General features: G+C 39.7%; 24 protein-coding genes. 4 read left to right on the top strand and 20 right to left on the bottom strand.

Annotated features, from left to right (window positions below):
- Positions 1-128: 128 nt before the first annotated feature.
- Positions 129-1013, top strand: coding sequence for an N-acetylmuramoyl-L-alanine amidase family protein (locus tag MMB69_RS01375; protein WP_260506748.1), 885 nt, complete (start codon positions 129-131; stop codon positions 1011-1013).
- On the opposite strand, the gene dtd is transcribed toward MMB69_RS01375, so the two are convergent.
- The 6 genes from dtd to MMB69_RS01345 all read right to left on the bottom strand — a co-directional run bounded on the left by dtd (position 1004) and on the right by MMB69_RS01345 (position 9545).
- Entirely contained in the window at positions 1004-1465 is a 462-nt protein-coding gene (gene dtd, locus MMB69_RS01370; RefSeq protein ID WP_075419661.1) for a D-aminoacyl-tRNA deacylase, read from the bottom strand. The two genes, MMB69_RS01375 and dtd, sit on opposite strands and share 10 nt — an antisense overlap.
- Positions 1466-1480: 15 nt before the next feature.
- Positions 1481-3679, bottom strand: a complete 2199-nt coding sequence (locus MMB69_RS01365) for a RelA/SpoT family protein (RefSeq protein ID WP_014458138.1) — start codon at positions 3677-3679, stop codon at positions 1481-1483.
- 185 nt (positions 3680-3864) lie between these two features.
- Positions 3865-4377, bottom strand: coding sequence for an adenine phosphoribosyltransferase (locus MMB69_RS01360; protein ID WP_013059309.1), 513 nt, complete (start codon positions 4375-4377; stop codon positions 3865-3867).
- A gap of 15 nt (positions 4378-4392) precedes the next feature.
- Complete coding sequence (recJ, locus tag MMB69_RS01355) at positions 4393-6735, bottom strand: single-stranded-DNA-specific exonuclease RecJ (RefSeq protein WP_277447045.1); 2343 nt, start codon at positions 6733-6735, stop codon at positions 4393-4395.
- A 141-nt stretch (positions 6736-6876) separates the two neighbouring features.
- On the bottom strand, positions 6877-9114 hold the full coding sequence (gene secDF, locus MMB69_RS01350; protein WP_257041500.1) for a protein translocase subunit SecDF: 2238 nt from the start codon (positions 9112-9114) through the stop codon (positions 6877-6879).
- A gap of 137 nt (positions 9115-9251) precedes the next feature.
- On the bottom strand, positions 9252-9545 hold the full coding sequence (locus tag MMB69_RS01345) for a post-transcriptional regulator (protein ID WP_025750585.1): 294 nt from the start codon (positions 9543-9545) through the stop codon (positions 9252-9254).
- Between the two features lie 64 nt (positions 9546-9609).
- Between MMB69_RS01345 and spoVB the strand changes: the two genes are divergently transcribed.
- Entirely contained in the window at positions 9610-11220 is a 1611-nt protein-coding gene (gene spoVB, locus MMB69_RS01340) for a stage V sporulation protein B (RefSeq protein WP_264408587.1), read from the top strand.
- 20 nt (positions 11221-11240) lie between these two features.
- Here spoVB and MMB69_RS01335 read toward each other — a convergent pair whose 3' ends face one another.
- Positions 11241-11894: a DUF421 domain-containing protein gene (locus MMB69_RS01335; protein WP_481861851.1), complete on the bottom strand. Its 654-nt coding sequence runs from the start codon at positions 11892-11894 to the stop codon at positions 11241-11243.
- 146 nt (positions 11895-12040) lie between these two features.
- Between MMB69_RS01335 and MMB69_RS01330 the strand changes: the two genes are divergently transcribed.
- Positions 12041-12424: a TIGR04086 family membrane protein gene (locus MMB69_RS01330; RefSeq protein WP_013085105.1), complete on the top strand. Its 384-nt coding sequence runs from the start codon at positions 12041-12043 to the stop codon at positions 12422-12424.
- 35 nt (positions 12425-12459) lie between these two features.
- Here MMB69_RS01330 and yajC read toward each other — a convergent pair whose 3' ends face one another.
- The 7 genes from yajC to MMB69_RS01295 form a co-directional block, all read right to left on the bottom strand.
- Entirely contained in the window at positions 12460-12723 is a 264-nt protein-coding gene (gene yajC / locus MMB69_RS01325; protein WP_013059316.1) for a preprotein translocase subunit YajC, read from the bottom strand.
- Between the two features lie 72 nt (positions 12724-12795).
- Positions 12796-13935, bottom strand: coding sequence for a tRNA guanosine(34) transglycosylase Tgt (gene tgt / locus MMB69_RS01320; RefSeq protein ID WP_013059317.1), 1140 nt, complete (start codon positions 13933-13935; stop codon positions 12796-12798).
- Between the two features lie 23 nt (positions 13936-13958).
- Entirely contained in the window at positions 13959-14987 is a 1029-nt protein-coding gene (queA, locus tag MMB69_RS01315; RefSeq protein WP_025750588.1) for a tRNA preQ1(34) S-adenosylmethionine ribosyltransferase-isomerase QueA, read from the bottom strand.
- A 23-nt stretch (positions 14988-15010) separates the two neighbouring features.
- Positions 15011-15211 carry a DUF2905 domain-containing protein gene (locus MMB69_RS01310; protein WP_013059319.1) on the bottom strand — a complete coding sequence of 67 codons (201 nt, stop codon included), beginning with the start codon at positions 15209-15211 and terminating at the stop codon, positions 15011-15013.
- Positions 15208-16209 carry a Holliday junction branch migration DNA helicase RuvB gene (gene ruvB / locus MMB69_RS01305; RefSeq protein ID WP_221784620.1) on the bottom strand — a complete coding sequence of 334 codons (1002 nt, stop codon included), beginning with the start codon at positions 16207-16209 and terminating at the stop codon, positions 15208-15210. Before ruvB ends, MMB69_RS01310 begins: the two co-directional genes overlap by 4 nt.
- Before the next feature lie 16 nt (positions 16210-16225).
- Positions 16226-16837, bottom strand: a complete 612-nt coding sequence (gene ruvA, locus MMB69_RS01300; RefSeq protein ID WP_013059321.1) for a Holliday junction branch migration protein RuvA — start codon at positions 16835-16837, stop codon at positions 16226-16228.
- A gap of 296 nt (positions 16838-17133) precedes the next feature.
- Positions 17134-17670 (bottom strand): BofC C-terminal domain-containing protein, encoded by a 537-nt coding sequence (locus MMB69_RS01295; RefSeq protein ID WP_221784621.1) that lies wholly within the window; start codon positions 17668-17670, stop codon positions 17134-17136.
- A gap of 291 nt (positions 17671-17961) precedes the next feature.
- Between MMB69_RS01295 and MMB69_RS01290 the strand changes: the two genes are divergently transcribed.
- Complete coding sequence (locus MMB69_RS01290) at positions 17962-19041, top strand: YsnF/AvaK domain-containing protein (protein ID WP_264408589.1); 1080 nt, start codon at positions 17962-17964, stop codon at positions 19039-19041.
- Between the two features lie 103 nt (positions 19042-19144).
- On the opposite strand, the gene MMB69_RS01285 is transcribed toward MMB69_RS01290, so the two are convergent.
- The 6 genes from MMB69_RS01285 to nadB all read right to left on the bottom strand — a co-directional run bounded on the left by MMB69_RS01285 (position 19145) and on the right by nadB (position 25880).
- Positions 19145-19804, bottom strand: a complete 660-nt coding sequence (locus MMB69_RS01285) for a YhcN/YlaJ family sporulation lipoprotein (protein WP_013059324.1) — start codon at positions 19802-19804, stop codon at positions 19145-19147.
- Between the two features lie 94 nt (positions 19805-19898).
- The gene (locus MMB69_RS01280) at positions 19899-20864 is read right to left on the bottom strand and encodes a phosphotransferase (RefSeq protein WP_277447041.1); all 966 of its coding nucleotides are present in this window, start codon (positions 20862-20864) and stop codon (positions 19899-19901) included.
- On the bottom strand, positions 20854-22134 hold the full coding sequence (gene safA, locus MMB69_RS01275; RefSeq protein WP_221784623.1) for a SafA/ExsA family spore coat assembly protein: 1281 nt from the start codon (positions 22132-22134) through the stop codon (positions 20854-20856). The genes MMB69_RS01280 and safA overlap by 11 nt, the downstream gene beginning before the upstream one ends.
- A gap of 214 nt (positions 22135-22348) precedes the next feature.
- Positions 22349-23449, bottom strand: a complete 1101-nt coding sequence (nadA, locus tag MMB69_RS01270) for a quinolinate synthase NadA (protein WP_277447040.1) — start codon at positions 23447-23449, stop codon at positions 22349-22351.
- Positions 23406-24299 (bottom strand): carboxylating nicotinate-nucleotide diphosphorylase, encoded by an 894-nt coding sequence (nadC, locus tag MMB69_RS01265; RefSeq protein WP_277447039.1) that lies wholly within the window; start codon positions 24297-24299, stop codon positions 23406-23408. The genes nadA and nadC overlap by 44 nt, the downstream gene beginning before the upstream one ends.
- Before the next feature lie 36 nt (positions 24300-24335).
- A complete protein-coding gene (gene nadB / locus MMB69_RS01260; RefSeq protein ID WP_277447038.1) occupies positions 24336-25880 on the bottom strand; it encodes an L-aspartate oxidase in 1545 nt (514 codons plus the stop codon).
- Between the last annotated feature and the right edge of the window lie 78 nt (positions 25881-25958).

Genomic DNA, 25958 nt, shown 5'->3' with positions numbered 1-25958 from the left:
TTAGCATTGCCCAAAAAAGATGTTTTTACATAAGAGAAAGGATTTTTTTTATTTTCATCGAATACTCTATTTTGTTATAAAAAGGAGGTCTATCTATTCGCCATCTTAACATGAAGTCGGTATCTGTTTTGGCTGCAAGTATCCTTTTGTTATTGTGCTCTTCCTCATTTGAGCGCCCAAATGTACCGGTGCATCAACCCATTATTGTAACAGCTGACTCTCTTCATGTACGCAGCGGTCCAGGACGTTCATTTTCAATTACAAATAAATTGACGAAGAATACAAGACTATCCGTTTCAGACCGTCAAGGAGATTGGTACTATGTAGAAAACTCGGGTATTCAAGGCTGGGTGTTTAAAAAATTCACGAAAACCGTAGCGCTCCGCAGCGTTCAGCCTAGCATGCAAGTAGCGCAACGCCAGCCTGTTTATACGCTGAGTAAAAGCTTGCAGCACCTAAAGGGCAAAACAATTATTATTGATGCAGGCCATGGAGGAAAAGACAAAGGAGCCATCGGCACACAAGGCACGTATGAAAAAGACCTCACTCTCCGAACAGCACTTATTTTACAAGACAAACTTCAAAAAGAAGGCGCACACGTCATTTTAACCCGCACCCATGATGAGTACGTTCTACTTTCACAGCGCACGCTGCAATCGACTAAAGCAGATGCTTTTATAAGCATTCACTACAACAGTACGAACAGCTCACAGCTAACTGGCCTTATGACGTATTATTACCATCAGCATCAGGACAGTCCACTCACACATTCTATTCATCAGTCCCTTATTAATCATGCAAAATTGAAAGACAAAGGAGAGCGTTTTGGAAACTATTATGTTCTTCGCGAAAATACACGTCCGAGTACATTAATTGAGCTGGGCTTTTTAAGCAACGAACGGGAAGAAACGTATATTAATTCCATCAGTTATCAGCAAATGATTACGTCCGCTATCGCTGAAGGGTTAAATCATTACTTTCAAAGCAAAGAAAAAACGCAGGCTCATCTGTGAGCCTGCGTTTTTTCTTTGCTTTCTACAATAAGTGTGACCGGTCCGTCATTTGTAAATGATACGTCCATCATTTCACCAAATGCGCCGGTCTCTACTCGAACATTTTTTTCTGATAATACTTTATTAAAATAGTTGTAAAGCGTTACAGCATGATCTGGCCTAGCAGCTCCCATAAAGTTTGGTCTTCTGCCTTTTCGGCAATCTCCGTAAAGCGTAAATTGAGATACCGATAAAATTTCTCCTTCTATATCTAGAAGCGACAAATTCATTTTGCCAGACTCATCATCAAACACTCGCAAATTCACAATTTTATCCGCTACATACTCTGCATCAGCTTCAGTATCGTCATGGGTAATGCCCACTAAAAGCATATATCCGTGCTTAATCTCACCGACCGTCTCACCTGCAACAGTTACTTTTGCATTCTTTGCTCTTTGTACGACTACTCTCATGTATAACGACCTTTCTTAATGCATAATTCGGCGAACTGAATAAATGTCTCGGAGCTGCTTAATGCGCTCAACCACTTTATGAAGGTGACTGATGTTATGAATAGAAATTGACATATGAATCGTAGCCATTTTGTTTCGGTCCGATTTTCCTGAAACGGCTGAAATATTCGTTTTAGTCTCGTTTACAACCTGCAGAACTTCATTTAGTAAGCCTCTGCGGTCGTATCCTGAAATTTCAATTTCCACGTTAAACTCTTTGCCTTCTTTAATATGTGTTTCCCACTCTACAGGAATAAGACGACTTTCAGCATCATCTGTGTGAACGTTTAAACAATCTGCTCTATGAACAGATACTCCCCGCCCCTTTGTAATAAAACCAACAATCTCATCTCCAGGAACTGGATTACAGCATTTAGACAAGCGAATCAACATGTTCTCTACACCCGGTACGATAACCCCGGAATCTTTTCGTTTATGCTGGCGAACACGCTTGGCCGCAGTGTCGCGTGCAATATCATCAATTTGGATCTCTTGTTCTTGATCGCGCTGCTTTCTCCACTTCTCGGTTAAACGATTAGCTACTTGAGCCGCAGTTAATCCGTTATATCCAATAGCTGCATACATATCATCTTCGTTTGAGAAATTAAACTTCTCCGCTACTCGTTTGATATTATCAGCTGTTAATACTTCTTTTAAGTCAAACTCCATTTGACGAATTTCTTTTTCAACCAGCTCTTTGCCTTTTTCAATATTTTCATCGCGGCTTTGCTTTTTAAAGAATTGGCGAATTTTATTTTTGGCTTGAGACGTTTGAGCAAGCTTTAACCAGTCCTTGCTTGGACCATACGAATGCTTAGACGTCAAAATTTCGATAATGTCCCCCGTTTTCAAACGGTAATCAAGCGTAACCATCTTGCCGTTGACTTTTGCTCCAATGGTTTTATTTCCGATTTCAGAATGAATACGATAGGAAAAATCAATTGGAACAGAACCCGAAGGAAGCTCAATGACGTCGCCTTTTGGCGTAAAAATGTAAACCATGTCAGAAAACAAATCAACTTTTAGAGATTCCATAAACTCTTCTGCATCGTTTGCATCATTTTGAAATTCTAAAATTTCTCTAAACCACGTCAACTTTTCTTCAAATGAAGCATGCTCAGCTGTTTTTCCCTCTTTGTAAGCCCAGTGAGCAGCAATTCCATACTCAGCAATTTGGTGCATGTCAAACGTTCGAATTTGAACTTCTAACGGATCACCTTTTGGTCCGATAACCGTCGTATGAAGAGACTGGTACATATTTTGTTTTGGCATTGCAATATAATCTTTGAAACGTCCTGGCATTGGCTTCCAGCACGTGTGAATAATTCCTAACACCGCATAGCAGTCTTTAATGCTATTTACAATAATGCGCACAGCTAGTAAATCGTAAATTTCATTAAACTGCTTGTTTTGCAGTGCCATTTTACGATAGATGGAATAAATATGTTTTGGACGCCCTGAAATTTCAACTTTAATCGACACTTCATCTACTTGCTCTCGAACTTCATCGATAACTTCAGCCAAATACTGCTCGCGTTCCGCACGCTTTTTCTTCATCAAATTTACAATGCGATAATATTGCTGAGGATTTAAGTAACGTAAAGCTGTATCTTCAAGCTCCCACTTAATTTTTGAAATACCAAGACGATGAGCAAGAGGAGCAAAAATTTCAAGCGTTTCATTTGAAATGCGTCGCTGTTTTTCCTGCGGTAAATGCTTTAGCGTACGCATGTTATGAAGACGATCCGCAAGTTTGATCAGTATGACTCGAATATCTTGAGCCATTGCCACAAACATCTTGCGGTGATTTTCAGCCTGCTGCTCTTCTTTAGACTTATATTTAATTTTCCCCAGTTTCGTTACGCCGTCCACTAGCATTGCTACTTCTTCATTAAAAGCTTTTTCTAAATCTTTTAGTGTTATCTCTGTATCTTCAACCACATCATGTAGAAATCCAGCTGCAATTGTTGCTGGATCCATATCTAGATCAACTAAAATTCCTGCAACTTGAATCGGGTGGATAATATATGGTTCCCCCGACTTGCGATATTGTTCTTTGTGAGCTTCTTTTGCAAAATCATATGCTTTTTGTACAAAAGCCACGTCTTCTTCACTTAAATATCGCTTCGTATTGTCAATGACCTGTTCCGCTGTTAGGACTTGCTCATTTGCCATGAAATCACCTTTTATCAACTAGCATTTTTAATTCATATTGTAACTATTATCTTGAAAAAATCCAAGGATGTAAAGCCTTTGCGTTTAATTTATCAAATTTACATCATTTCCATTTTACGTATTAACGTTTTTTAACGAAAAAAGAGCACCTGTATCAGGTACTCTTTTTTATGTGATCGTTCTTCTTAATACGTCATTAATGTGAATACATCGTAACCGTCTAGTTTGTCACGGCCGTCAAGGTAAGAAAGTTCAATTAAGAACGCAGCTCCAACAACAATTCCGCCTAATTCTTCGACAAGCTTAATTGTCGCTTCAATTGTACCGCCTGTTGCTAATAAATCATCTGTAATCAACACGCGCTGACCTGGCTTAATTGCATCTTTGTGAATCGTTAATACGTCTTTACCGTATTCTAAACCGTAATCTACTTTGATTACTTCACGCGGTAATTTTCCTTCTTTACGAACAGGTGCAAAACCAATACCTAACGCATATGCTACTGGACAACCAACGATAAATCCGCGAGCTTCCGGTCCTACGATAATATCAACTTGTTTATCATTAGCATACTTTACAATCTCATCCGTTGCGGCACGGTATGCATCACCGTTATCCATTAATGTTGAGATATCTTTAAATGTAATACCTGGTTTTGGCCAGTCAGGTACAATTGTAATATAATCTTTAAAATTCATTCTAATGTTGCCTCCTCATTCAATCGAACGCTTAAAAATATCTTGAAATTGATTTTTAAGCTGTACATATGACGTATAAATAAAGTTTTTTTCTATTTCAATCTGCTGCTGCTTTTGGCGATAAGTCGCAGATTCTATTAAATCACGTTTCGCAGAATTTTTCACTAACGAAATTAAGTCATTGTTTATTGTAACAAATTCTAACTCAAAAAACACCTTTGCCATAAAATCAATTGTTTCTTTTGACCAGCCCTTATGAATCGCTAGATCTTCTTTGTAGCGTTTTAAATCAAATGGACCCTTTTTCGCTAAAAAGCCGTAAAACCATTTAAAATGATCGCGAGTTGGGATTGTATCAAAATAATGGTCTTCTTCCGTTAAGAAAATAGCGTATATTCTAGAAGGGATACCTTGAACAAATAAACATTCAAGCCACTTTTGTGAAGGAGGCAAATCTAATAAAACGATCTGTTCCTCTGCAAACACACATGCTTTTGCCTGTTCTTCATTTTGAATAAGAACAACATGCTCCATCGGCAGCAGCGACTTGTATTTATCAATTGTTGAAGCGTGAAAAGCAACAACTTTCATTTGATCCGTAAACACCTGCTGAAAGAAACGTTTGACATCAACTGCACTGCGATAATCAAACATCTGCCATTCATCTACAGAAATATCTTCCACCATCAGCTGCGGCTTGCGCATATTGTTCCACTCATTAATAGATAGTTCACCTACTAATGATACTTTAGCTATAGGAGATACTTCATCTAATATATAGCCTAACCCAAATCCTACTGCATCAACCGATACACCGCTGTCTTCAAATACAAGTTTTAAATGATTTTTATTAGCACCAATTTTCCGCATAGATGTTGTATGAACATCTTTAATGAGAACTTTTGGCTTCGGGTTATGCATACCAAATGGAGCAAGCGCACTCATTTGTTCAATGTTTTCCAGCGTGATCTCCTCTGTGGTACATACTGTATCAACTGATGTAATTGGAATAAAATCCTGTTGAGTTAACACGTTGCTTGCTTGTTCATTAAGGCGTCTGCGCAGTTCTTCTACATCATCGCTGTTTAATGTCATGCCGGCTGCCATTGGGTGCCCTCCAAAATGCGGCAGAATGTCACGGCATTTAGATAAGTTCGCGAATAAGTCAAAGCCTTCGATACTTCTTGCTGAACCTTTGGCAATACGATTTTCAGAGTCAATACTTAATACAATTGTTGGTCTGTAGAACTTTTCTACGAGCCTAGAAGCGACAATTCCAACAACGCCTGCATTCCATCCTTCTCCCTCTACGATAAGAACGCTGTTTTCATCTGGAGGATACATACCTTCCACAAATTCAACGGCTTCTTCTGTAATATCGTTTACGATTTGCTGCCTTTCCTTGTTTAACGCATCAATTTCTTTAGCTAAACCTTTTGCCTCTTCAGCATTTGTCGTCATAAGCAAATGAACAGCTGGATCGGCATCTTGGAGACGTCCTACTGCATTAATGCGAGGAGCCATCGCAAATCCGATTGTATCCTCATTAATTTCTTCACGTTTTACTCCACATACGCTCAGCAGCGCTTCAATTCCGGTGCGCTTCGTAAGCTTGAGATAGTCAAGACCTTTGCGAGCAATTAAGCGGTTTTCGTCGACTAAAGGAACCAAGTCAGCAATCGTCCCAATTACTGCTAGTTCTAACAAATGTTCCGGAAGCTCCCCTAACAGCGCATGAGCGAGTTTAAAAGCGACTCCTACACCTGCCAGTTCTTTAAATGGATATGTACTTCCCGGCAGCTTTGGATGAATAATTGCATAAGCATCCGGTAAAACCGGCCCCGGCTCGTGGTGATCAGTAATAATTAAATCAAAGTTTAGTTCACGTGCATACGCAGTTTCTTCGACTGCCGAAATACCTGTGTCTACCGTAATCACCAGCTGATAGCCGCCTGCGCTTATTTTATCAAATGCCGCCTTATTCGGCCCATAACCTTCTGTAAAGCGATTAGGAATATAAAAATCAACATCAGCGCCAAGCTGCTGTAAAGCAGATAACATAACAGAAGTGCTGCTGACGCCGTCAGCATCGTAATCTCCATAGATCATAATTTTTTCATTATGATCAATTGCTTGCTGAATACGAGCTACTGCTTTGTCCATATCGTGCAATAAAAACGGATCGTGGAACGTTTGTGCATCAACGTGTAAAAACTCACGCGCCGCTTCTACTGTTGTCATGCCTCTATTAAGTAATAACGAAGCTACTAGAGGTGTAATATTGAGGTTTTCTACAAATTCATTAACAAGTTGTTCATCACATTCTTGAACATTCCAACGTTTTTTTGACTGTAACATGTCTCTTCACCCCTTAACCCACATTATTATACTAGAGTGGATGAAATGGAGCAACGAAAGAAAATAAGCATATTTTTCTGACAGTACGTCTTGAATTTTTATGCACAAAAAAAACGTGCGAATACTTCGCACGTTTTTGAATTACTTGCTTTCTACTTCTTTTTGTTCCTCACGCTTCAACTGTTTTCCTTTCCACACAAGCCATAGCTGAGCAGCAATAAACACAGATGAATATGCACCAAGGACTAAGCCTACTAACAGGGCAATTGAGAAGTTTTGAATCGATTCACTTCCGAATAGAAGAAGTGCTACAACTGCAATTACAACTGTTAACACGGTGTTCATTGAGCGAGTAAACGTTTCACGCAAACTTAGATTTACGATAAACGCCAAATCGTCAAACGTTTTGGATTTAAATTTCTGCATATTTTCACGAATGCGGTCAAACGTAACAATCGTATCGTTAATTGAGTAACCAACAATCGTCAAGACTGCAGCGATAAACGTTAAATCAACTTCTAACTTCGTTAAGCTGAAGACCGTAACGATAAAGAACGCATCATGCAACAGGGCAAGCACGGCTGCAAGCGCCATGTAAAATTCAAATCGAATCGTTACATAAATGATAATTCCGATTGAAGCAATTACAATTGCAAGCATCGCATTTTTCGCCAGTTCTTTTCCAACTGTCGGTGAAACGGTGCTTACATTTGGTTCAGAACCGTATTTATCTTTAAAGTGATCTTTTAAATTCGCAATTTCTTTTTTATTCAAGACCCCAACTACACGTACGACACCCGTATCATTACTTTTTCCTGTAATAACTACGTCATCCGTTTCGATATCAAGAGACTTCATTTCGCGCTGTATCTCAGCCTGCGTAACGGTATGATTTGCCGGAATCTCTATGCGAGTTCCGCTCGTAAAGTCAATACCGAGGTTCAGCCTGAACACAGCAACCGAGATAATACCGATAATGACGAGCACGCTTGAGAACGTAAAAAATGCTTTACGGTATTTAACAAAGTCAATTTTATCCCACGCTGTAGGTAACACGGTTGTGCCATCATCTTTGCTCAAATCGTGAATTTGCTCTTTCTTCACGCCAAAGTAACCTGGTTTTTTATCAAACCAGCGGCTGTTTACTAAGAGACTCATTAGTAAACGAGTACCATAAACAGCAGTTACAAAGCTTAGCACAATCCCGATCATTAACGTTGTGGCAAATCCTTTTACTGAACTTTGACCATAAAAGAATAATACAAGAGCCGCTAACATCGTTGTAATATTAGCATCAAAAATGGTCGCAAGTGAACGACGATTTCCTGCCCGGTAAGCCGATATAACGGATCTCCCTGTTTTCAGTTCATCTTTAATCCGCTCGTAGGTAATGATATTCGCATCTACTGCCATACCTACGCCTAGAATAAGAGCCGCAATACCTGGAAGCGTCATGACCACGTGCATCCAGTCAAATACCACTAAGTTTAAGTAGATATAAAAACTGAGTGTAATAACGGCAATAAGCCCCGGTAAACGATAGAAAAACAGCATGTAAAGGAAGATAATTCCGATGCCGATAATACCCGCTAATATAGTCGTGTGAAGGGCTTCTTCTCCAAACTGTGCTCCAACGGATGTAGAGTATAGCTCATCTAATTTAACCGGCAGCGATCCGGCATTTAGCAATTCCGCCAGCTGCGTTGCGCTTTTCACTGTGAAGTTGCCACCTGAAATCTCAACATCTGGCTGTGTTAACACGCTGCTAACAGAGGCTGCAGATAGATACTTCGGATTTTGTTTTGTCGCTTCTTTTTGATACGAGTCTTTTCCTTCTTCATAATCCAGCCAAATGACAATTAAATTGTTAGGTGCTGGTTTTTGAGAAAGCTCTCGCGTGATCTTTTCAAATTTTTTCGCATTTTTTAACTTTAGTGAGACGCTAGGCTGATTGCTTTGGTCAAACGATTGCTTTGCTCCGCCTTGCGCTAAGTCTGTACCATCCATCAGCACCTTATCGTTCACGTCGCGGAACGTTAAGTTTGCTTGAGTTGATAACAGATCCCTGGCTTGCTTTTGATTCGTGACACCAGCTAGCTGAACGCGGATGCGGTCGTTTCCTTCAATTTGAATGCTGGGCTCACTAACTCCCAGTACATCGACACGTTGACGCAGAGCTTCAACCGTGCTGTTAAGTGCTTTTTTGTCAATGACATCGCCTTTTTTAGCTGGACTGACTTTATATAAAATTTCAAATCCACCTTGAAGGTCGAGGCCAAGTTTAATGTCTTTTGTAATTCCAGTCATCGTTGTTCCGATTGTACTAAACACAAGCAGTACTAAGAGGAAAAAGGCAACGATACGTCCTCTTTTAACCATCGACAGAAAATCCTCCTTCTTATGTAAAAAACATGAAATGATAACAATAGATAAATGACCAATCTAATTATCATTCATAACCTAATGTCTGTCAAATAAAGACCTTATTAAATTTTAATACATGTAGTTTACAAACTTTACTTTAATAATTCTTTCCAGTCTTCTCCATTATTAACACTTGAGAACATATCAGATTTATAAGATTCAATTGTTACATAGCTCATTACCTGCGTGATCTTAACAGATAAAATATCATTTACCACTTGATGGAGAGATAGCTCCTTTTCTTTTTTCCATTTTTTCATTTCCAAATAACTCAATAAATCGTTCTCCGTTACTTCTTCATATCCAAGCATATGAAATTCTTCCATTTTGCTGGATAAGACAGGCTGTATAAGTTCTTTCGAAGCTGAAATAAATGGATGTGTCATATCGATCCTCCTTTCCGTTTGACATTTTGCGTAAAATTTCTTTCTCGTATGAGGAATACTTGTCATGCTTGGACACCGGGGGCGCATATATTCACTGTATAAACCTCAAGAAAGCAGTGAGTATATGTCTAAATTTTTACAGGGAACTATTATTTTAATAATTGCTGGCTTAATTACACGTGTACTCGGGTTTGTCAATCGAATTGTGGTGGCTCGAATGATTGGAGACGAAGGTGTGGGACTTTATATGATGGCGGTCCCCACGCTGGTATTAGTAATCACCTTAACACAGCTTGGGCTACCGGTTGCCATATCCAAGTTAGTGGCAGAAGCAGAAGCTTTAGGTGACAGGCATAGAATAAAAAAAATACTTGTCGTCTCTTTAAGTATTACGTGTACGCTGAGCGTTTTATTTACGCTCGGACTAATATTATTCGCTCCCGTTGTAGCAAAAACCTTCTTTACAGATTCACGTACGATCTATCCGCTGCTTGCGATTATTCCAGTTATTCCAATCATCGCCGTCTCGTCTGTCATCCGCGGATATTTTCAAGGAAAGCAGCAAATGAAGCCTGCCGCTTATTCTCAAATTATCGAACAAGTGGTGCGCATTACGTTAATTGCCGTATGTACAAAAGCATTTTTGCCTTATGGAATTGAGTACGCTGCGGCTGGCGCTATGCTCTCTTCCGTATTTGGAGAACTAGCTTCACTGTTTTATATGGTGTTTATGTTCAAGCGAAAGAAGAAAATAACGGTAAGACGAAAATTTTTTGCTTCTTTACATGCAGGCAAAGATACGTTCCTTGACTTAATGCGAATCGCTCTTCCCACGACAGGAAGCCGCATGATTGGGTCAATTTCTTGGTTTTTAGAACCGATTGTAGTAGCTCAAAGTTTAGCAATCGCAGGAGTAGCGACAGCGGTAGCAACGAAGCAGTACGGAGAATTAACAGGCTTTGCACTCCCTCTCCTGATGTTGCCTTCTTTTGTAACGGTGTCTCTATCCACGTCTTTGGTTCCCGCAATCAGTGAATCTCTTGCACAGAATCAAATGAAGCAAATCGAATATCGGCTTCATCAAGCTCTCCGCTTGTCGTTTGTAACAGGCGGGCTGGCTGTTGTTGTTCTTTATGTATTTGCTAATCCGGTAATGGAATTGATGTATGGTTCTGACAAAGCTGCTATTTTTGTCAAAGTCATGGCGCCTTTTTTTATCTTTTATTACTTTCAAGGGCCGCTTCAAGCTGTTCTGCAGGCGCTAGACCTTGCAAAAGCCGCCATGATTAACAGTTTTATAGGAGCAGCGGTCAAAACATCTCTTATCTTCTTACTCGCAACTCAGCCAAATCTAGGTATTATGGGAGCTGGCCTTGCAATTGTTGTGGGAATGATGCTTGTCACTCTTTTACACCTGTCTACCGTCATGAAAAAAATTACGTATAAGCTTCATGTGTTTGAGTATCTCCGCAGTTTTGCTGTAATGGGAATATCAGGTTTTATCGGACACTTTGCTTATATGAACCTTTTCACTTCCATCCCTTTGAGCTTACGAACCGTTTTATCAATTGCACTGACAAGCGTTGTATACGTACTGTTTTTGCTGCTTTTTAGACTGATAACAAAGGAAGAATTAAACCGTTTTTCTGTTTTACGCTATTTTAAACGAAAATAAAACGCGGAGCAATCCGCGTTTTATTGTTTTACATCTACTAAATCTATAAAAAACTTTCCGTTGTCATAGCTGCAATATGAAATTTTATCTAAGTTTGAATACCCACGTTTTGTCAGTTCTGTCCTTAACCACTCCGTTGTTTTATGTTCATGCAGCAGATGCTCTTCTTGAATAATGCCGTCAATGATAAAAGGCAAATTCAAATTGCCTTTTTCGCCTGATTGCTGATCTTTTTGAAACACGGATAGCCTTCCTGAAGATTCTAAAATGGCAAATTCAACATCAGCTACATTTTTTATATTTTTATCTCGCAGCTGCACGAGCAAATCATTGAAGTTATATCGCTGCCTTTTCATTTCATGTTCGTTTATTTTTCCATTTTCAATGATAATGCTAGGTTTGCCATCAATAAAATTTCGCATTCGATTGCTTTTAAGAGACCATATAGCTAAGCCGATTTGAATAATAAGAAGCGTTAACATCGGAAGAATTGAATGCAGCAAAGGATCTTTTGGATTTTCAATAGCCATTACTGCCATTTCAGCAATCATAATAAAGACCACTAAATCCAATATGCTCAGCTCCCCTATTTCCCTTTTGCCCATAACGCGAAAAATAATTAAAACTACTACATATAAAAGAACGGTTCGCGCAACCATGATCAATAGTTCCACTGCAAAGACCTCCTTTATGTATTCCCTTGTAGTTTGTACCATTTATTTTAAAATAGCCTTACTTTTATGCGTCTATTTTGAAGTCATCCCGAATATGCTCGTACTAAGGGTTCACCTATCTTTTTATTTCATGAGGGGGAAACAAGTTGGGTGCAAAACGAATGAGCAACGCTGTATTTGCAGGAGTAGCAACAATCTTAGTGATGGCTTTAGCGATTAGCATTATCTTTTCGCTTATTTTAAAATTTACATCGCTTGAAGAACAATCCGTACGTTTATTTTTACTTATTCTCTCATTTATTACACTGTTTATCGGAGGATTTATCGCGGGAGGCCGAAATGGTTCAAAGGGACTTCTCGTTGGAGGAGCCACTGGTGTTTCTTATTCTTTTTTAATGTTTTTACTACAATTCCTCGGCTATAGTCACCTGTTTTCTGCACAGCAGCTCTTATTTCACGCTGGATTTATTGGAGTCGCTATTCTAGGGGGAATTGTTGGCGTAAACATTGCCGGTTCACGAGAAGCATAAAAAAACGTCACGTACATGTACGTGACGTTTTTTTATTAATCTACGCTTCTTACTTCACGAATAGCATTGCGGTCAAACGTTAATTTTGAACCGTCAGTGCTGCGAACCACAACTTGTGACTCATCAATTGCATCTACCAAACCGTGCATACCGCCAATTGTAACAACCTTATCACCTTTTTTAAGTGCTGATTGCATTTGCTGTACGTTTTTTTGACGTTTTTGCTGTGGACGGATTAACAAGAAATAGAAAATGACAAACATTAAAAGCAATGGCCAAATATTTTGTAAAACACCCATGAAAACTCCTCCTTTTATTTATATTATCAACAGGTACTCATTCATAAATTTGATGAAAATTCCTGTAGTGACCTAGAAATTCTTTGCGTCCGGGCCGTTAAACCCATATTTTTCAAAGAACTCATCGCGGAAATCGCCAAGTCGGTCTTCGCGAATGGCTTCACGGACTTGCTCCATTAAGTTTAGCAGAAAATATAAGTTATGGTAAGATGTTAAACGAATTCCAAACGTTTCATTACAACGAATTAAGTGGCGAATATACGCTCTTGAATAATTTTGACACGTGTAGCAGTCACAGTTTGGATCAATCGGACCGAAGTCTTCTGCATATTTTGCATTTTTAACAACAAGGCGACCTTCGCTTGTCATAAGCGTTCCGTTACGTGCAATACGCGTTGGTAATACGCAATCGAACATATCAATCCCGCGAATCGCTCCATCAATTAACGAGTCAGGTGATCCCACTCCCATTAAATAACGTGGTTTGTCGGTTGGTAAATATGGCGTCGTAAACTCAAGCACACGATTCATTACATCTTTTGGTTCTCCAACTGACAGCCCTCCCACAGCATAACCTGGGAAGTCCATTGAAACTAAATCAGCTGCACTTTGACGGCGTAAATCTTCAAACTCTCCGCCTTGAACAATCCCAAAAAGACCTTGGTCTTGAGGGCGGCTGTGAGCCTCAAGGCATCGCTCTGCCCAGCGGCTTGTGCGTTCAACTGAACGTTTTAAGTAGTCATATTCTGCTGGATAAGGTGGGCATTCATCAAATGCCATCATAATATCAGACCCAAGCGCATTTTGGATGTCCATCGCTTTTTCTGGAGATAAGAAAAGCTTGTCTCCATTCAAATGGTTGCGGAAATGAACGCCTTCTTCTTCAATACGGCGCAAATCACTTAAGCTAAAAACTTGGAAGCCGCCTGAATCCGTTAAGATGGGACGATCCCAGTTCATAAATTTATGAAGGCCTCCCGCTTTTTTAACAATTTCATGACCTGGACGAAGCCATAAATGATACGTATTACTTAAAATAATGCCTGCCCCCATTGCTTTTAAATCTTCCGGAGACATTGTTTTTACTGTAGCTAATGTGCCTACTGGCATGAAAATAGGCGTTTCAAATGAGCCGTGAGGCGTATGGACAATCCCTAAACGCGCTCCTGTTTGTTTACAAGTTTTTATATGTTCGTAACGAATTGCTGTCATTGATGTATTCCTTTCATGTTAAATTACAAAATTAGCATCGCGTCGCCGAAGCTGAAAAAACGATACTTCTCTGCTACAGCTTGTTCATAGGCAGAAATAACGTTTTCTCTTCCTGCTAAGGCACTTACAAGCATAATGAGCGTAGATTTTGGAAGATGGAAATTTGTAATCATTCCATCAATTGCTTTAAATTCATACCCTGGGAAGATAAAAATATTGGTCCATCCTGAAGAAGCAACAAATTTGCCGTTATGCTCAGTTGCAATCGTTTCAAGGGTACGGGTAGAAGTTGTGCCTACTGAAATAATACGACCGCCTTTTTCGCGTACGCTGTTTAGTAAAGCAGCGGTTCCTTCACTCACTTGATAAAACTCTGAGTGCATATCGTGCTCTTCTAAGTCGTCAACACTGACTGGACGGAATGTACCCAATCCAACATGAAGCGTTAAAAATGCAATATGCACACCTTTTTCTTTTAACTGTTCAAGCATCTCTTCTGTAAAGTGAAGACCTGCTGTTGGCGCTGCTGCAGAACCTTGTTCGCGAGCAAAAACCGTTTGGTAGCGCTCTTGATCATCCAAGCGCTCTTTAATATAAGGCGGCAGCGGCATTTCTCCCAGTTGTTCTAGAACCTCATAAAAGATGCCTTCATAGTTGAATTCTAACAAACGTCCGCCTTGGTCGCTCGTTTCTTTACATACAGCTGTCAGACGTCCGTCACCAAACGAAATAACCGTGCCTTCTTTTACTCGTTTAGCCGGTTTTACAAGCGTCTCCCACGTATCGCCCTGTGTTTGTTTTAAAAGCAATACTTCAATATTAGCACCTGTATCTTCTTTTGTCCCAAATAATCGTGCAGGAAGAACACGCGTGTCGTTTAACACTAAACAATCTCCTTCTTGCACATAATCAAGAAGGTCATGAAACATATGATGCTTCACATTTCCTGTTTCTTTGTTTAATACCATGAGTCTTGACGCATCTCGCTGCTCAAGCGGCGTTTGGGCAATCAATTCTTCTGGTAAATGAAAATCAAATAAATCTACTTTCAAAATGTTCACCTGTTTCTACTTAATTATTTAAATTTGCCAATTACATAAAAAATAAGTGATAATACAACGCTTACTAGAATACATGTCACAATCGGGAAATAAAAGGTTGTATTTCCTTTTTTGATAAAAATATCGCCAGGAAGCTTGCCAACGAACTGCCATAACAGTCCAATGACGACTAAAATGCCCCCTAATGTGATAAGCATCTTAGGCATATCATTCACTGCTCAGGCACCTCCAGCTGAAAATGATCATAGACCAAAGGCGTCACAATTCGTCCTCGGGGCGTTCGCTGCAAAAAGCCGATTTGCAATAGATACGGCTCGTATACGTCTTCAATTGTGTGAGACTCTTCACCAATAGTAGCCGATATTGTGTCTAACCCTACAGGTCCGCCCCTAAATTTTTCGATAATCCCTCTTAATAATTTATGGTCAATATGATCAAGACCTAAACGGTCCACCTGCAACATTTCTAATGCTTCGTTGGCAAGCCTTTCGGTTATGGCTCCGTCTCCTTTGACCTGAGCAAAATCTCTGACTCTTCGAAGCAAGCGATTCGCAATACGCGGAGTTCCCCTAGCACGCCTAGCCATCTCAAACGTAGCTTTCTCATCAATCTCTACATCTAAAATAGCGGCTGTCCTTTCTACTATCGAAGCAAGATCTTCTTCTTGGTAATATTCTAAACGGCTTAAAACGCCGAAGCGATCACGCAAAGGAGAAGATAAAAGCCCGGCTCTTGTCGTTGCACCTACTAGCGTAAACGGAGGCAAATCCAGACGGACGGAGCGTGCACTCGGTCCTTTTCCAATAACAATATCCAAACAGAAATCTTCCATTGCTGGGTATAGTACTTCTTCAACCGAACGATTTAACCGATGAATTTCATCAATAAAAAGCACATCTCCAGGCTCTAAGCTGGTTAAAACTGCGGCTAAGTCGCCTGGACGCTCAATGGCTGGCCCTGAGGTCGTTCGGATTTGCACGCCCATTTCATTAGCGATAATAGTAGCAAGGGTTGTTTTCCCCAATCCTGGAGGACCATATAAGAGCACGTGATCTAACGTTTCGCTTCGCATTTTGGCAGCTTTAATAAAAATGTCCAGATGGGATTTTACTTTATGCTGACCAATATACTGCTGTAAGGTTTGCGGCCGCAAACTTTGCTCGATGATTTCTTCTTCACCAAGAACATCTCCCGTTACAATACGATCGTCCATTTTACTCCTCCCTTACTTATTGTTTCAATAATCGTTTTAGCGCTTCTTTAATATACTGATCCGTTGTCATCGTTTCCTTCATTAAAGCCGGAACAATTTTTTTGATTTCTCTTTCTGCATAACCTAATACTTTAAGTGCTTCAATCGCTTCATCGAGTGCTTCTGAACTTTGAGATTTGACTTCTTGTGCGTCCAAATCTGCAAATAGAGAAGGAACAGCATCTGGTACAATATCATGCAGCTTTCCTTTTAAATCTAAAATCATCTGCCGAGCTGTTTTTTTACCTACTCCTGGAAACTTAACTAAAAACTTCTCGTCTTCCTCTTCCACAGCTTGGACAACCTGCGCTGGATTACCTGACGCTAAAATAGCTAAACCGCCTTTTGGACCGATTCCTGACACGCTAATTAACTTCATAAATAAATCCTTTTGTTCTCGAGAAGCAAACCCGTAAAGTGCAATTACATCTTCTCTTACATATTGATAGGTGTAAACCGTCTTTGGCTGTTCATCAATTGAAAATACATAGGGATTCGGCGTAAAGACTTGATAGCCTATCCCGTTGTTTTCGATTACTACATACTCAGGATTTATATATGTAACAGTGCCTTTGATATAATCAAACAATAAGCTCTCTCCTTAATCACGTACGCGCGGGCAGTGACCTTCAACTTTCTCTCCGAAGAATCCTGCCCGCATCGTTCTCTATTTTCCTTTAAAGTTGCTTTTTAAAAAGACGTTCAAGAGAACGTTTGCCTCTTTTCATCTTTGACAACCCATTTTACAATATCTATAAAAAATAGAACCGCCCACTTGTGCTGATGAATGACCTTTTAAAATATATACAATACTAGACTGCTGAATACCATTTTAACATATCGCCAAAAGCAAATAGAAGCAATTTAGAATGTTGAATTCAATAATTATTTTACCATACTAAAAAACGGCTGCTTGATCGAAAGCGGCCGCTGCTGGAGCTGATAGATTTTATAGAAATTAATGAGGGAAAGATATTCATCTTTTGATTGAACGCGAATACCTTTCTTTAATTGTTCATGCTGATAGCTCTCAAGCCTTTTGATGTCAATTTGAAAAAATGATTGTATAATGTGCTGCGACGAAGCTGGTTTGCCTTCAAATGCTGAGAGAATACCGTTAACAGAAAGCCCTACATAACCGTTCTCTTTTAAAATAGGTGAAATATCGTCTATGCTTGTTCTAAAAACTAGCTCTTGATCCGTTTCTTTAAGCAGTCGCCAATTTTTATATTTTTTCATTAATTGTTTTTTTGTCATAGAAGGGCTTTTGATCATTTCTTGACTTACGACTCCATCCACATACACGCGCTCAAGAAATAATGTCATCGGCTCCTTTTCATTCGCATCTGCACGGTATGGCATTATACAAAGCACAACACTTACTAACATTAAAAAAGCTGCTTGATGAATGACTCTCTTCACTCACCTTCACCTCACACGTTAATCATACTCTTTTTAGTATTATCTAAAAAGGTTTTGTGAAAATCTACACTAATAGTTTGACCTACTTATTTTCTTTTATCCTCTTATTTTATGAAGTAAATCCCTTTTACGATATTATGTTAAGAAAACATGGAGTATTTGTTACATTTGCACACTATTTGTAAAATTTTCTCTTGAACGTTTTAATTAAATTTTCGCAGGGTATGTACATAGTGGAAGTAATTGTAAGGACTTCTATTATCTATTTTCATAAAAAAGGGAGCTGAAGTAATGAGAATGAATAAACGTGTAGTCGGAACTTTTTTTTCAGAGAAAGAAGCTTTAGATGTTATCCACAATTTAAAGCGTCAAGGTTATCGAGAAACAGACATTATGGTTATTTCTAACAGTAAAAGCAATACATTTCAAATAGGTCACGATACAAATGTAATTATTGAAGCTGGTTCACCTGCCGTAAGTTCATTAGCTGGCGTCATGATGGATAACTTTTTTACCATGATGACAGGCGGCATGGGGCTCAAACAAGGAAACGGCTTGAAATCAAAATTAATCCGCATGGGCATACCCGACTTCTCAGCCGTGCAGTGCGAGACAGATGTAGCTGCTGGTAAAATTCTAATCTTGATAGATGCCGTAAGCTCTGAACAAACTCCAGCGTACGGAACCTATACGGAACACAACGAGCATAGAGCCGTCCAACTACGTGAAGAAAAATTAGATGTCTTAAAAGAACGCGTCCAAGTCGGTGAAGTAAAACTCCACAAAAAAGTAATAGAGGAAGAAAGAACTGTACACGTTCCTGTTACGAGAGAAGAGTTTTATATTGAACGTCGCCCTGTAGTTGACGGAGACTATAACGCTGGGCCACTTACAGAAGATGAAATTATTCGTGTTCCAATCATGGAAGAACGAGTAGAAATAACCAAAAGACCAGTTATTGTTGAAGAAGTAATTATAGGAAAAAAACTTATTCAAGAAACAAAAGAATGGACTGAAACGATTAAGAAAGAAGAAGCAAGCGTAGAACCTGATGGACTCGCGAGCCCTGAAGTATACGAAAATATGATGAACTATACAGACCATACTTACGCTCAAGTTTCTGCAGCTCTAGCAAGCGACGTGGAAGCTGAATACGATAATAGTCAGACAACTAACAACGAGAAGCCAAACACACAAGCTAATGAGACAAGCTCTTCTGCAAAAAATGTAAAAAATACAAAGAGTGTCGCTACGGCACCAGCAGATACGAAAAAAAGAGAAGGTCGCCTCAAACAAAATGAAACTAATGCTCAAAAGGAAGAAGCGGAATCAAAAACAACAAGCAAATCTGCTTCTAACAAGAAAAATTAATAGTTACATGTTCGAGGAATAGCTGCCTGGCTTCAATGGCAGCTTTTTTATATGTCTTCTCATCAAAAAAACAGCCGTCCTTCACAGACAGCTGCTTCTTCATTTAACGATGTTTATGATTGACATTCTCATCAACTGATTCAAATAGACCGTTGAAATTAGTTTGAATCGTATTTCGGTCTTTTCCATTTCGAATATCGTCATCAAGAGAACGAGCGTTCATAAATACATCATGATCTACTTTTACTTGAACATTGTAGTCCTTTGCAATAGGCTTTACTTTATCCAGCACGTTTTGTTTTAAACGGCCGTTATTTATGTCTTTGGCCGGATCTACAGCAACTAATAGCTGATCTCCACGGACAACGGCGCGGCTATTTTCTACACCTTTAACGCTTGCAGCTCGATCAGCCACTTTTTCCGTAAAGTCTCTTGGATAATCTTCACCGTAATACATATTAGCAACGCCATTTGTACGATCATTTGTATTATTGATGTTTCCATAAGGGTTTGTCGGATTGTCAAAACGTCCATCACTTACGTTTAACGGATAATTAGGTGTTCCATTCCCATCTAAAACTTCAGTCATTGGACCTTTCGGATTATCTACGCGATGTTCATTCGCTTTTTCATTTGTATGATAGCCAACAGGCTGTGTCGTATCTGTATAGCGCTGTTCCATACCTTGGTCTTTGTTATTGCAAGCGCCAAGTCCCATCATACATGCAAAAGCTAAAGAAGTTGCTACATACCTATTCAACATAATCGCCCCCTAATTTAAGCTCTATTTACTCTGAGCTTACTATTAGGATTAAAAGACGAGCCGTTTCTTATTCGATGAAGTGTTTATAAACTCTTTACATGTCATGTAGGTTTTGTAAGTGCTGGTAAATCACTCGATAAAACCGAGTACGCTGGGACCATTCTTCAACCGATTGCTGCATTAATCTTTGACGGTTTGCCCATGATAAAGCAGAGGCATTTATATTCCAGTTTCTCATCAGCATCGATGGAAATAGCAAAGAAGCAAGAAAAAAACGCTGCTTGCTTAATTCTTTTATTTTCGAATGTTGAAGTAGTTCTTTCATCGACCACTGGATGTAAGGCAAAAAGCGCTGGGCAAGCTGAACATAGTCATAGAGAGCAGGAGCTTTAGCCGATAAGTCAAAATCAATCATAACAATACCCAAGTGGTTTGTTTTCAAGAAATTATGTGAAGCAACGTCACCGTGAATAATGGAACAGTTTAGCCCACTATCTTTGAAGCGCTCCATTAAGACTAAAGCTTTTTCTCCCCAAGTCACAATGTCTTTATATACATGAAATTGATTAAATTCCCTAAATACATGTGATGTTTCCCGAAAAGAGGAAAGCCGCTTTTTCCATTTTAAAATAAGGTCATACTCAGAAAGCTTTGTATACGCGGCTAGTTTCTTTTTATGAACTTCTCCATGATAGCGGATCAATGTTTGTAATACTTCTTCCCGATCCTGAAAACTTTCATACGTTACCTCTTTTACTTGCTTAACAAAAGGCATCATCGCCCAGTACAAATGACGGTCCTTTATATAAAGTTCACCTTCTGGGTAAGCTTCGAAATTAACAGCATACCCTTGTTGAATCTGAGACAAAAAATGATAAACATGTTCAATTTTACCTTTGTCTCTGTATGCTTTTATTACTTTTTTTCCTTTATTCGTATCCGCTATGATGACATGAGGCTTTTTCATACGATAGGTCTCAACGTGAATATCTCTTTTTTTCAAATAGAGAAAGAGACGATTTAAATTAAAATCGTCTCGTGTATAATAATCAATCTTCATCTTCGTCGTACTCATCGTATTCTGGAATACTAAATGCATTTGGATCAAACGCAGGATACGGAGGTACACCAATCATGCCATATGGGGCTGGATAGGGTGCCCTTGGGTCCTGAAAGCCATAAGGTACCTGCTGTTGGTACTGTGGATAAGGCTGCTGTGGTGCATAGTCTTCAGGTCTTGGTTCACCGCAGCCGCAGTCTCCTTGCTGCTGTGGCGCATAGTACTGCCCATAATGGTAAGGCGCGTTTCCAAAACCATCGGAAGAACTTTCATAATGGCCACCTGTCATAGCTCCTTGCACTTGTGGATACATCGGTGCTTGATGATAGGCCGGATAAACAGGCTGCTGATATCCCCATGGAGGCGGACAAGGAGAACATTGTACCGGTCCATAGCAGCTGTGTGGCATCATTGGATACATTGGCATCGGTGCCATGTGAGCACCCATTGCATGTTCTTCAAACGACTCGTTTTCATAACCGTGATGATACATTGGAGCCTGTTGATACATTGGCATTGGATATGGCTGCGGTGCATACATTGGCGGATGACACGGCATGTAATTAAATCCGCAGCCTGGCATTACAGGCGATATCGGCATGATTGGGTAACATGGCATTTGAGGAGGCATTTCTATACTCTCCATCTCAGGACTTTCTGGCGATTCATGCTTAGGTAGTTCTTTTGGCGCTTCTTTTTTTGGAGCCTGCATCGCCATATTAACGGTGTAATAATTGTTAATATCAATCTCAGGTGCAATTGGCTTTAATTTAGGAAGCTTTGGCGCAACTGGCATTTCTTTTTTAGGCTGCGCAATTGGTGCTTCTTTTTTAGGCTGGGCGACCGGCGCTTCTTTCTTTGGCTGCGCAATCGGCGCTTCCTTTTTCGGTTGAGCAATCGGTGCTTCTTTCTTTGGCTGTGCAATTGGTGCTTCTTTTATCGGTTGCATAAACGGTGTTTGAGCAGGCTGATTAGCTGACTTTTTCTCATCTGGACTTTCATCAATTTCCGTTACTGGATAAGCTTTTGTGGATTGGTCACTATAAGGGTGTTGAACTTTAGGCATTTCTTTTATCCCAGGTGAAGGAGCTCCTTCTTTTTGAACAGGCACTCCGCTTGTCGGCACTTTAATTTTCATTCCAGGCATGATCATGTCTGGATTGCTTAATTGAGAATTCGCTTTTTTTAACTCTTCAAAATTAACCCCATACTTTTCAGCGATTTTCCAAAGGGTATCCCCTTTTTGAACGATATGGATTTTCAACGTCATTCCCCTCCCGAGTAGAGTCTCTGCCATCTATATGTGCAAAATCAAAGTAAGTTCTGTTTGTTCATCACAAGATATGCCTTGAACCATTTTTTTATTCATTTTGCCCACAGTTTGGTTCAAGTTTTTATGATAAAGAAAAAAAGACTTATCAACACAAACAATATGTCAATAAGTCTTCTTTTAGACCTTCTTTGTTTAATTGTCTTAAAAATCTTTATGCCCGTTCTAACATATTCGTTAGGGCTTTGATAGCGCCTTCTGCTGTATGTTTATCCACCTTGATTTGATTTACTTCTTTTCCTTCTTCGATGCTTTCTAAAGCCCACAGCAAGTGAGGCAAATCAATTCGGTTCATCGTCAAACAAGGACACATATAGGGATTAAGCGAAACAATTTCTTTATCTGGATGACTGTTGATAATCCGTTTTACTAAGTTCATTTCTGTGCCAATGGCCCATTTAGAGCCTGAAGGAGCTTTTTCAATTGTATCAATAATATATTTTGTAGAACCTGCATAATCTGATTTTTGCACCACTTCATAAGAACACTCCGGATGAACAATAATATTCATCTCAGGCTGCTTCTCGCGTAAATAATCAATATTTTTAACCGTGAAATTTTCGTGCACAGAACAGTGACCTTTCCATAGAATCACCTTGATGTTGTTTATATCGCCTTCATATTCAAGCATTTCTTCAATAGGATTCCAAATGGCCATTTCATCTAGTCCAACACCTAAATCATAAGCTGTGTTTCTGCCCAAATGCTGATCTGGTAAAAAGAGAATACGCTCTTTTTTAGAAAATGCCCACTCCACCATATTTTTTGCATTTGAAGATGTTACTGTTGCACCATCATGTTCGCCTACAAAAGATTTAATTGCAGCTGTAGAATTCACATACGTAAGCGGAATAATTGTATCTCCGAAAAGATCCTGTAAGACAGGCCATGCCTTTTCTGTTTGCTGAATAGTAGCCATATCAGCCATTGAACAGCCAGCTCGCATATCGGGTAAAATGACTTTTTGATTTTCAGCAGTTAAAATATCAGCTGTTTCTGCCATGAAATGAACGCCGCAAAACACAATATGCTCAGCTTCTCTATTTTCAGCTGCTATTTGAGCCAGCTGTAAGGAGTCTCCTACCGCATCTGCAAACTCGTACACTTCGTCTTTTTGATAATGGTGGCCGAGCAGAAACAATTTGCTTCCGAGCTTTTTCTTGATTTCTAGTACTCTTCTTTTCATTTCATTTTCTGTGAGCTCCGTATATTTAGCGGGCAGCGTTTGCTGCTGAAGCGTTTGTAATAAACTCATGATTTCCTGTTCCCCTTTCTGTTAATAAGTCCAAGCTGATATCGATAGCCCCTGCTGAATGCGTTAAAGCTCCAAGTGAAATATAGTCCACTCCGCTGTCTCTAAAAGAATGGAGCGTGCCAAGCGTAATTCCACCGGATGCTTCTGTGACAATATGAGCGGGAACCAGTGGTATCCAATCTTTAATGACTTCTGGAGAACAGTTATCGAACATAATGACATCTGCTCCTGCCTCTATTGCTTCTAGCAATTGACTTTTGTTTTCAATTTCTACTTCCACCTTAACCATATGTCCAACCTGCTCTCTTACTTTCACAACAGCGTCTAGAATAGATCCTGCATGTGCAATATGGTTATCTTTTAACATGACGCCATCGTACAATCCAAAACGATGATTATAACCTCCTCCAGCACGAACAGCATACTTTTCTAACATTCGCATACCAGGCGTTGTTTTTCGCGTGTCACATATGCGCGTATGTGAGCTGCCAAGCAGCGCTACGGCTTTGTGCGTCATCGTGGCAATGCCACTCATTCTTTGAAGTAAGTTTAAGATTACCCGTTCACCGGTCAAAATAGATCGCACGGGTCCTGAAACGGTAGCTATTTTATCTCCAGGATTAAGAACATCTCCATCTTTTTTCTCGAAATTCACTTTCACGTCAGGGTCTATTAAATGAAATCCTTCTTTAATCAATTCCACTCCTGCGATAATACCTGATTGCTTTGCCGTGAACGCAGCTTTCCCTTGGTCAGACGGAGAAAAAATAGTTTCACAGGTTATATCTCCATCTCCAATGTCTTCTATAAAAAAAGACTGCAATAGTTTTTGTAATTTCAACGTGTTCATTGTGCTACCTTCACCTTTCTTTTTAGATTTCCTTGCTTATAAAATCAATGATTGTTTTGTTGAAGCAGCAGACTGCTTAATAATTCGCTTATGCTCCCATTCTTGGTTTTCATACGGAAAGTCACTTCGGTAATGACCTCCTCTACTTTCTTTTCTTGCAAGAGAGGACTCTGCAATAAGCAGACCTGCAGTTAGCATATTGCAGATGGTCGCAGCTTCCCTCGAATATATAACTTCTTGATCAAGGGGTATTCCATCCAGATAATTTGTGAATTCATGCACAATAGTAGCCAATTCGTTTTCATGACGAATGATTCCTACACAATCCATCATTTTATGCTGAATTTGTCTTGTGGCAGGCAGTATTTTAGGCATGCCTTTATAGACGTAACGGACGGGGACATAACGAGATACCGTTCTCGCTTTATGTAAAATATGACGCCCTGTCCGTTTTCCAAATACAAGACACTCTAACAATGAATTGCTTGCTAGACGATTTGCTCCATGAACGCCTGTAGAAGAAACTTCCCCAACGGCATACAATCCTTCAACGCTTGTTTGTCCGTAACCATCTACTTCAATTCCACCCATTAAAAAATGTGCGCCGGGAGTAACAGGTATTCGTTTTTTGTCCAGTTGAATTTTATACTTCCGACACAGTGCCGTAATCGTAGGAAATTTTTGTTGGAAATGAGCCACTTTTTCAATGTCTAAAAATACGGATCTTCCTTTTTTCATTTCATTAAAAATTGTCCTTGCTACAACATCTCGCGGTGCTAAATCCTTAAAGGGGTGAACGCCTTCCATTATGCGTTCATTCCATTCATTTACCAGTACGCCACCTTCACCTCGAACCGCTTCGGATACTAGACCTTTCGCTTCCTTTTGATACAAAAGCGTCGGATGAAACTGAACAAATTCTAAGTCCGCTAATTTTGCTCCAGCCCTGTACGCAAGCGCTAGCCCATCTCCTGTCGCAAGCGGCTGGTTAGAGGTATGCTTGTACAAGGCGCCGATTCCTCCGGTAGCAATAACCGTTTGACGAGCATGATATATAGTAATTTTGTTGTTTTTACCTTGTCCGATAGCGCCTCTGCACGTTCCATCTACAGTTACTAAATGCTGAATCATTTCGTTTTCAATCACTGTAATATATGGCAGTACTTCTTTTTTCAAAAAAGCGAACAGCGCTTGTCCTGTTGCATCCCCACCTGCATGCAGAATACGATTGACACGATGGGCTCCTTCTTTTCCAAAATGCAGCGTACCATCTGGATTTTTATCAAACTTCATTCCTTTATGAATCAATTCATTTACTACAGCCGCACCTTCTTCCACTAAAGTGCGTACCGCTTGTTCATTGCAATGCTTATTGCCCGCAACCAACGTATCATAGAGATGTTCACTCCAGTGATCGCTGCTTCCAATAGCAGCTGCTACTCCGCCTTGAGCAAGAACTGAGTTATTGCGGTCGATTTTCCCTTTCGTTACCATTACAACTCTGTTATGACGACACAGTTCATAAGCTGCAGAAAACGCTGCTAATCCGCTTCCAATAATTAAAACATCCGCCTCTAACATTTTACACCTCTTTATTTACATGTGTCTTGACACCTATATTTACATATTATTAAATGAAAGACAAGAAGTTTTTTTATC

Source organism: Priestia sp. P5 (assembly GCF_029522155.1).
Lineage (GTDB): Bacteria > Bacillota > Bacilli > Bacillales > Bacillaceae_H > Priestia > Priestia megaterium_E.
Note: the sequence above shows the minus strand (reverse complement) of the source record. Positions and strands in the feature narration are given on the sequence as shown.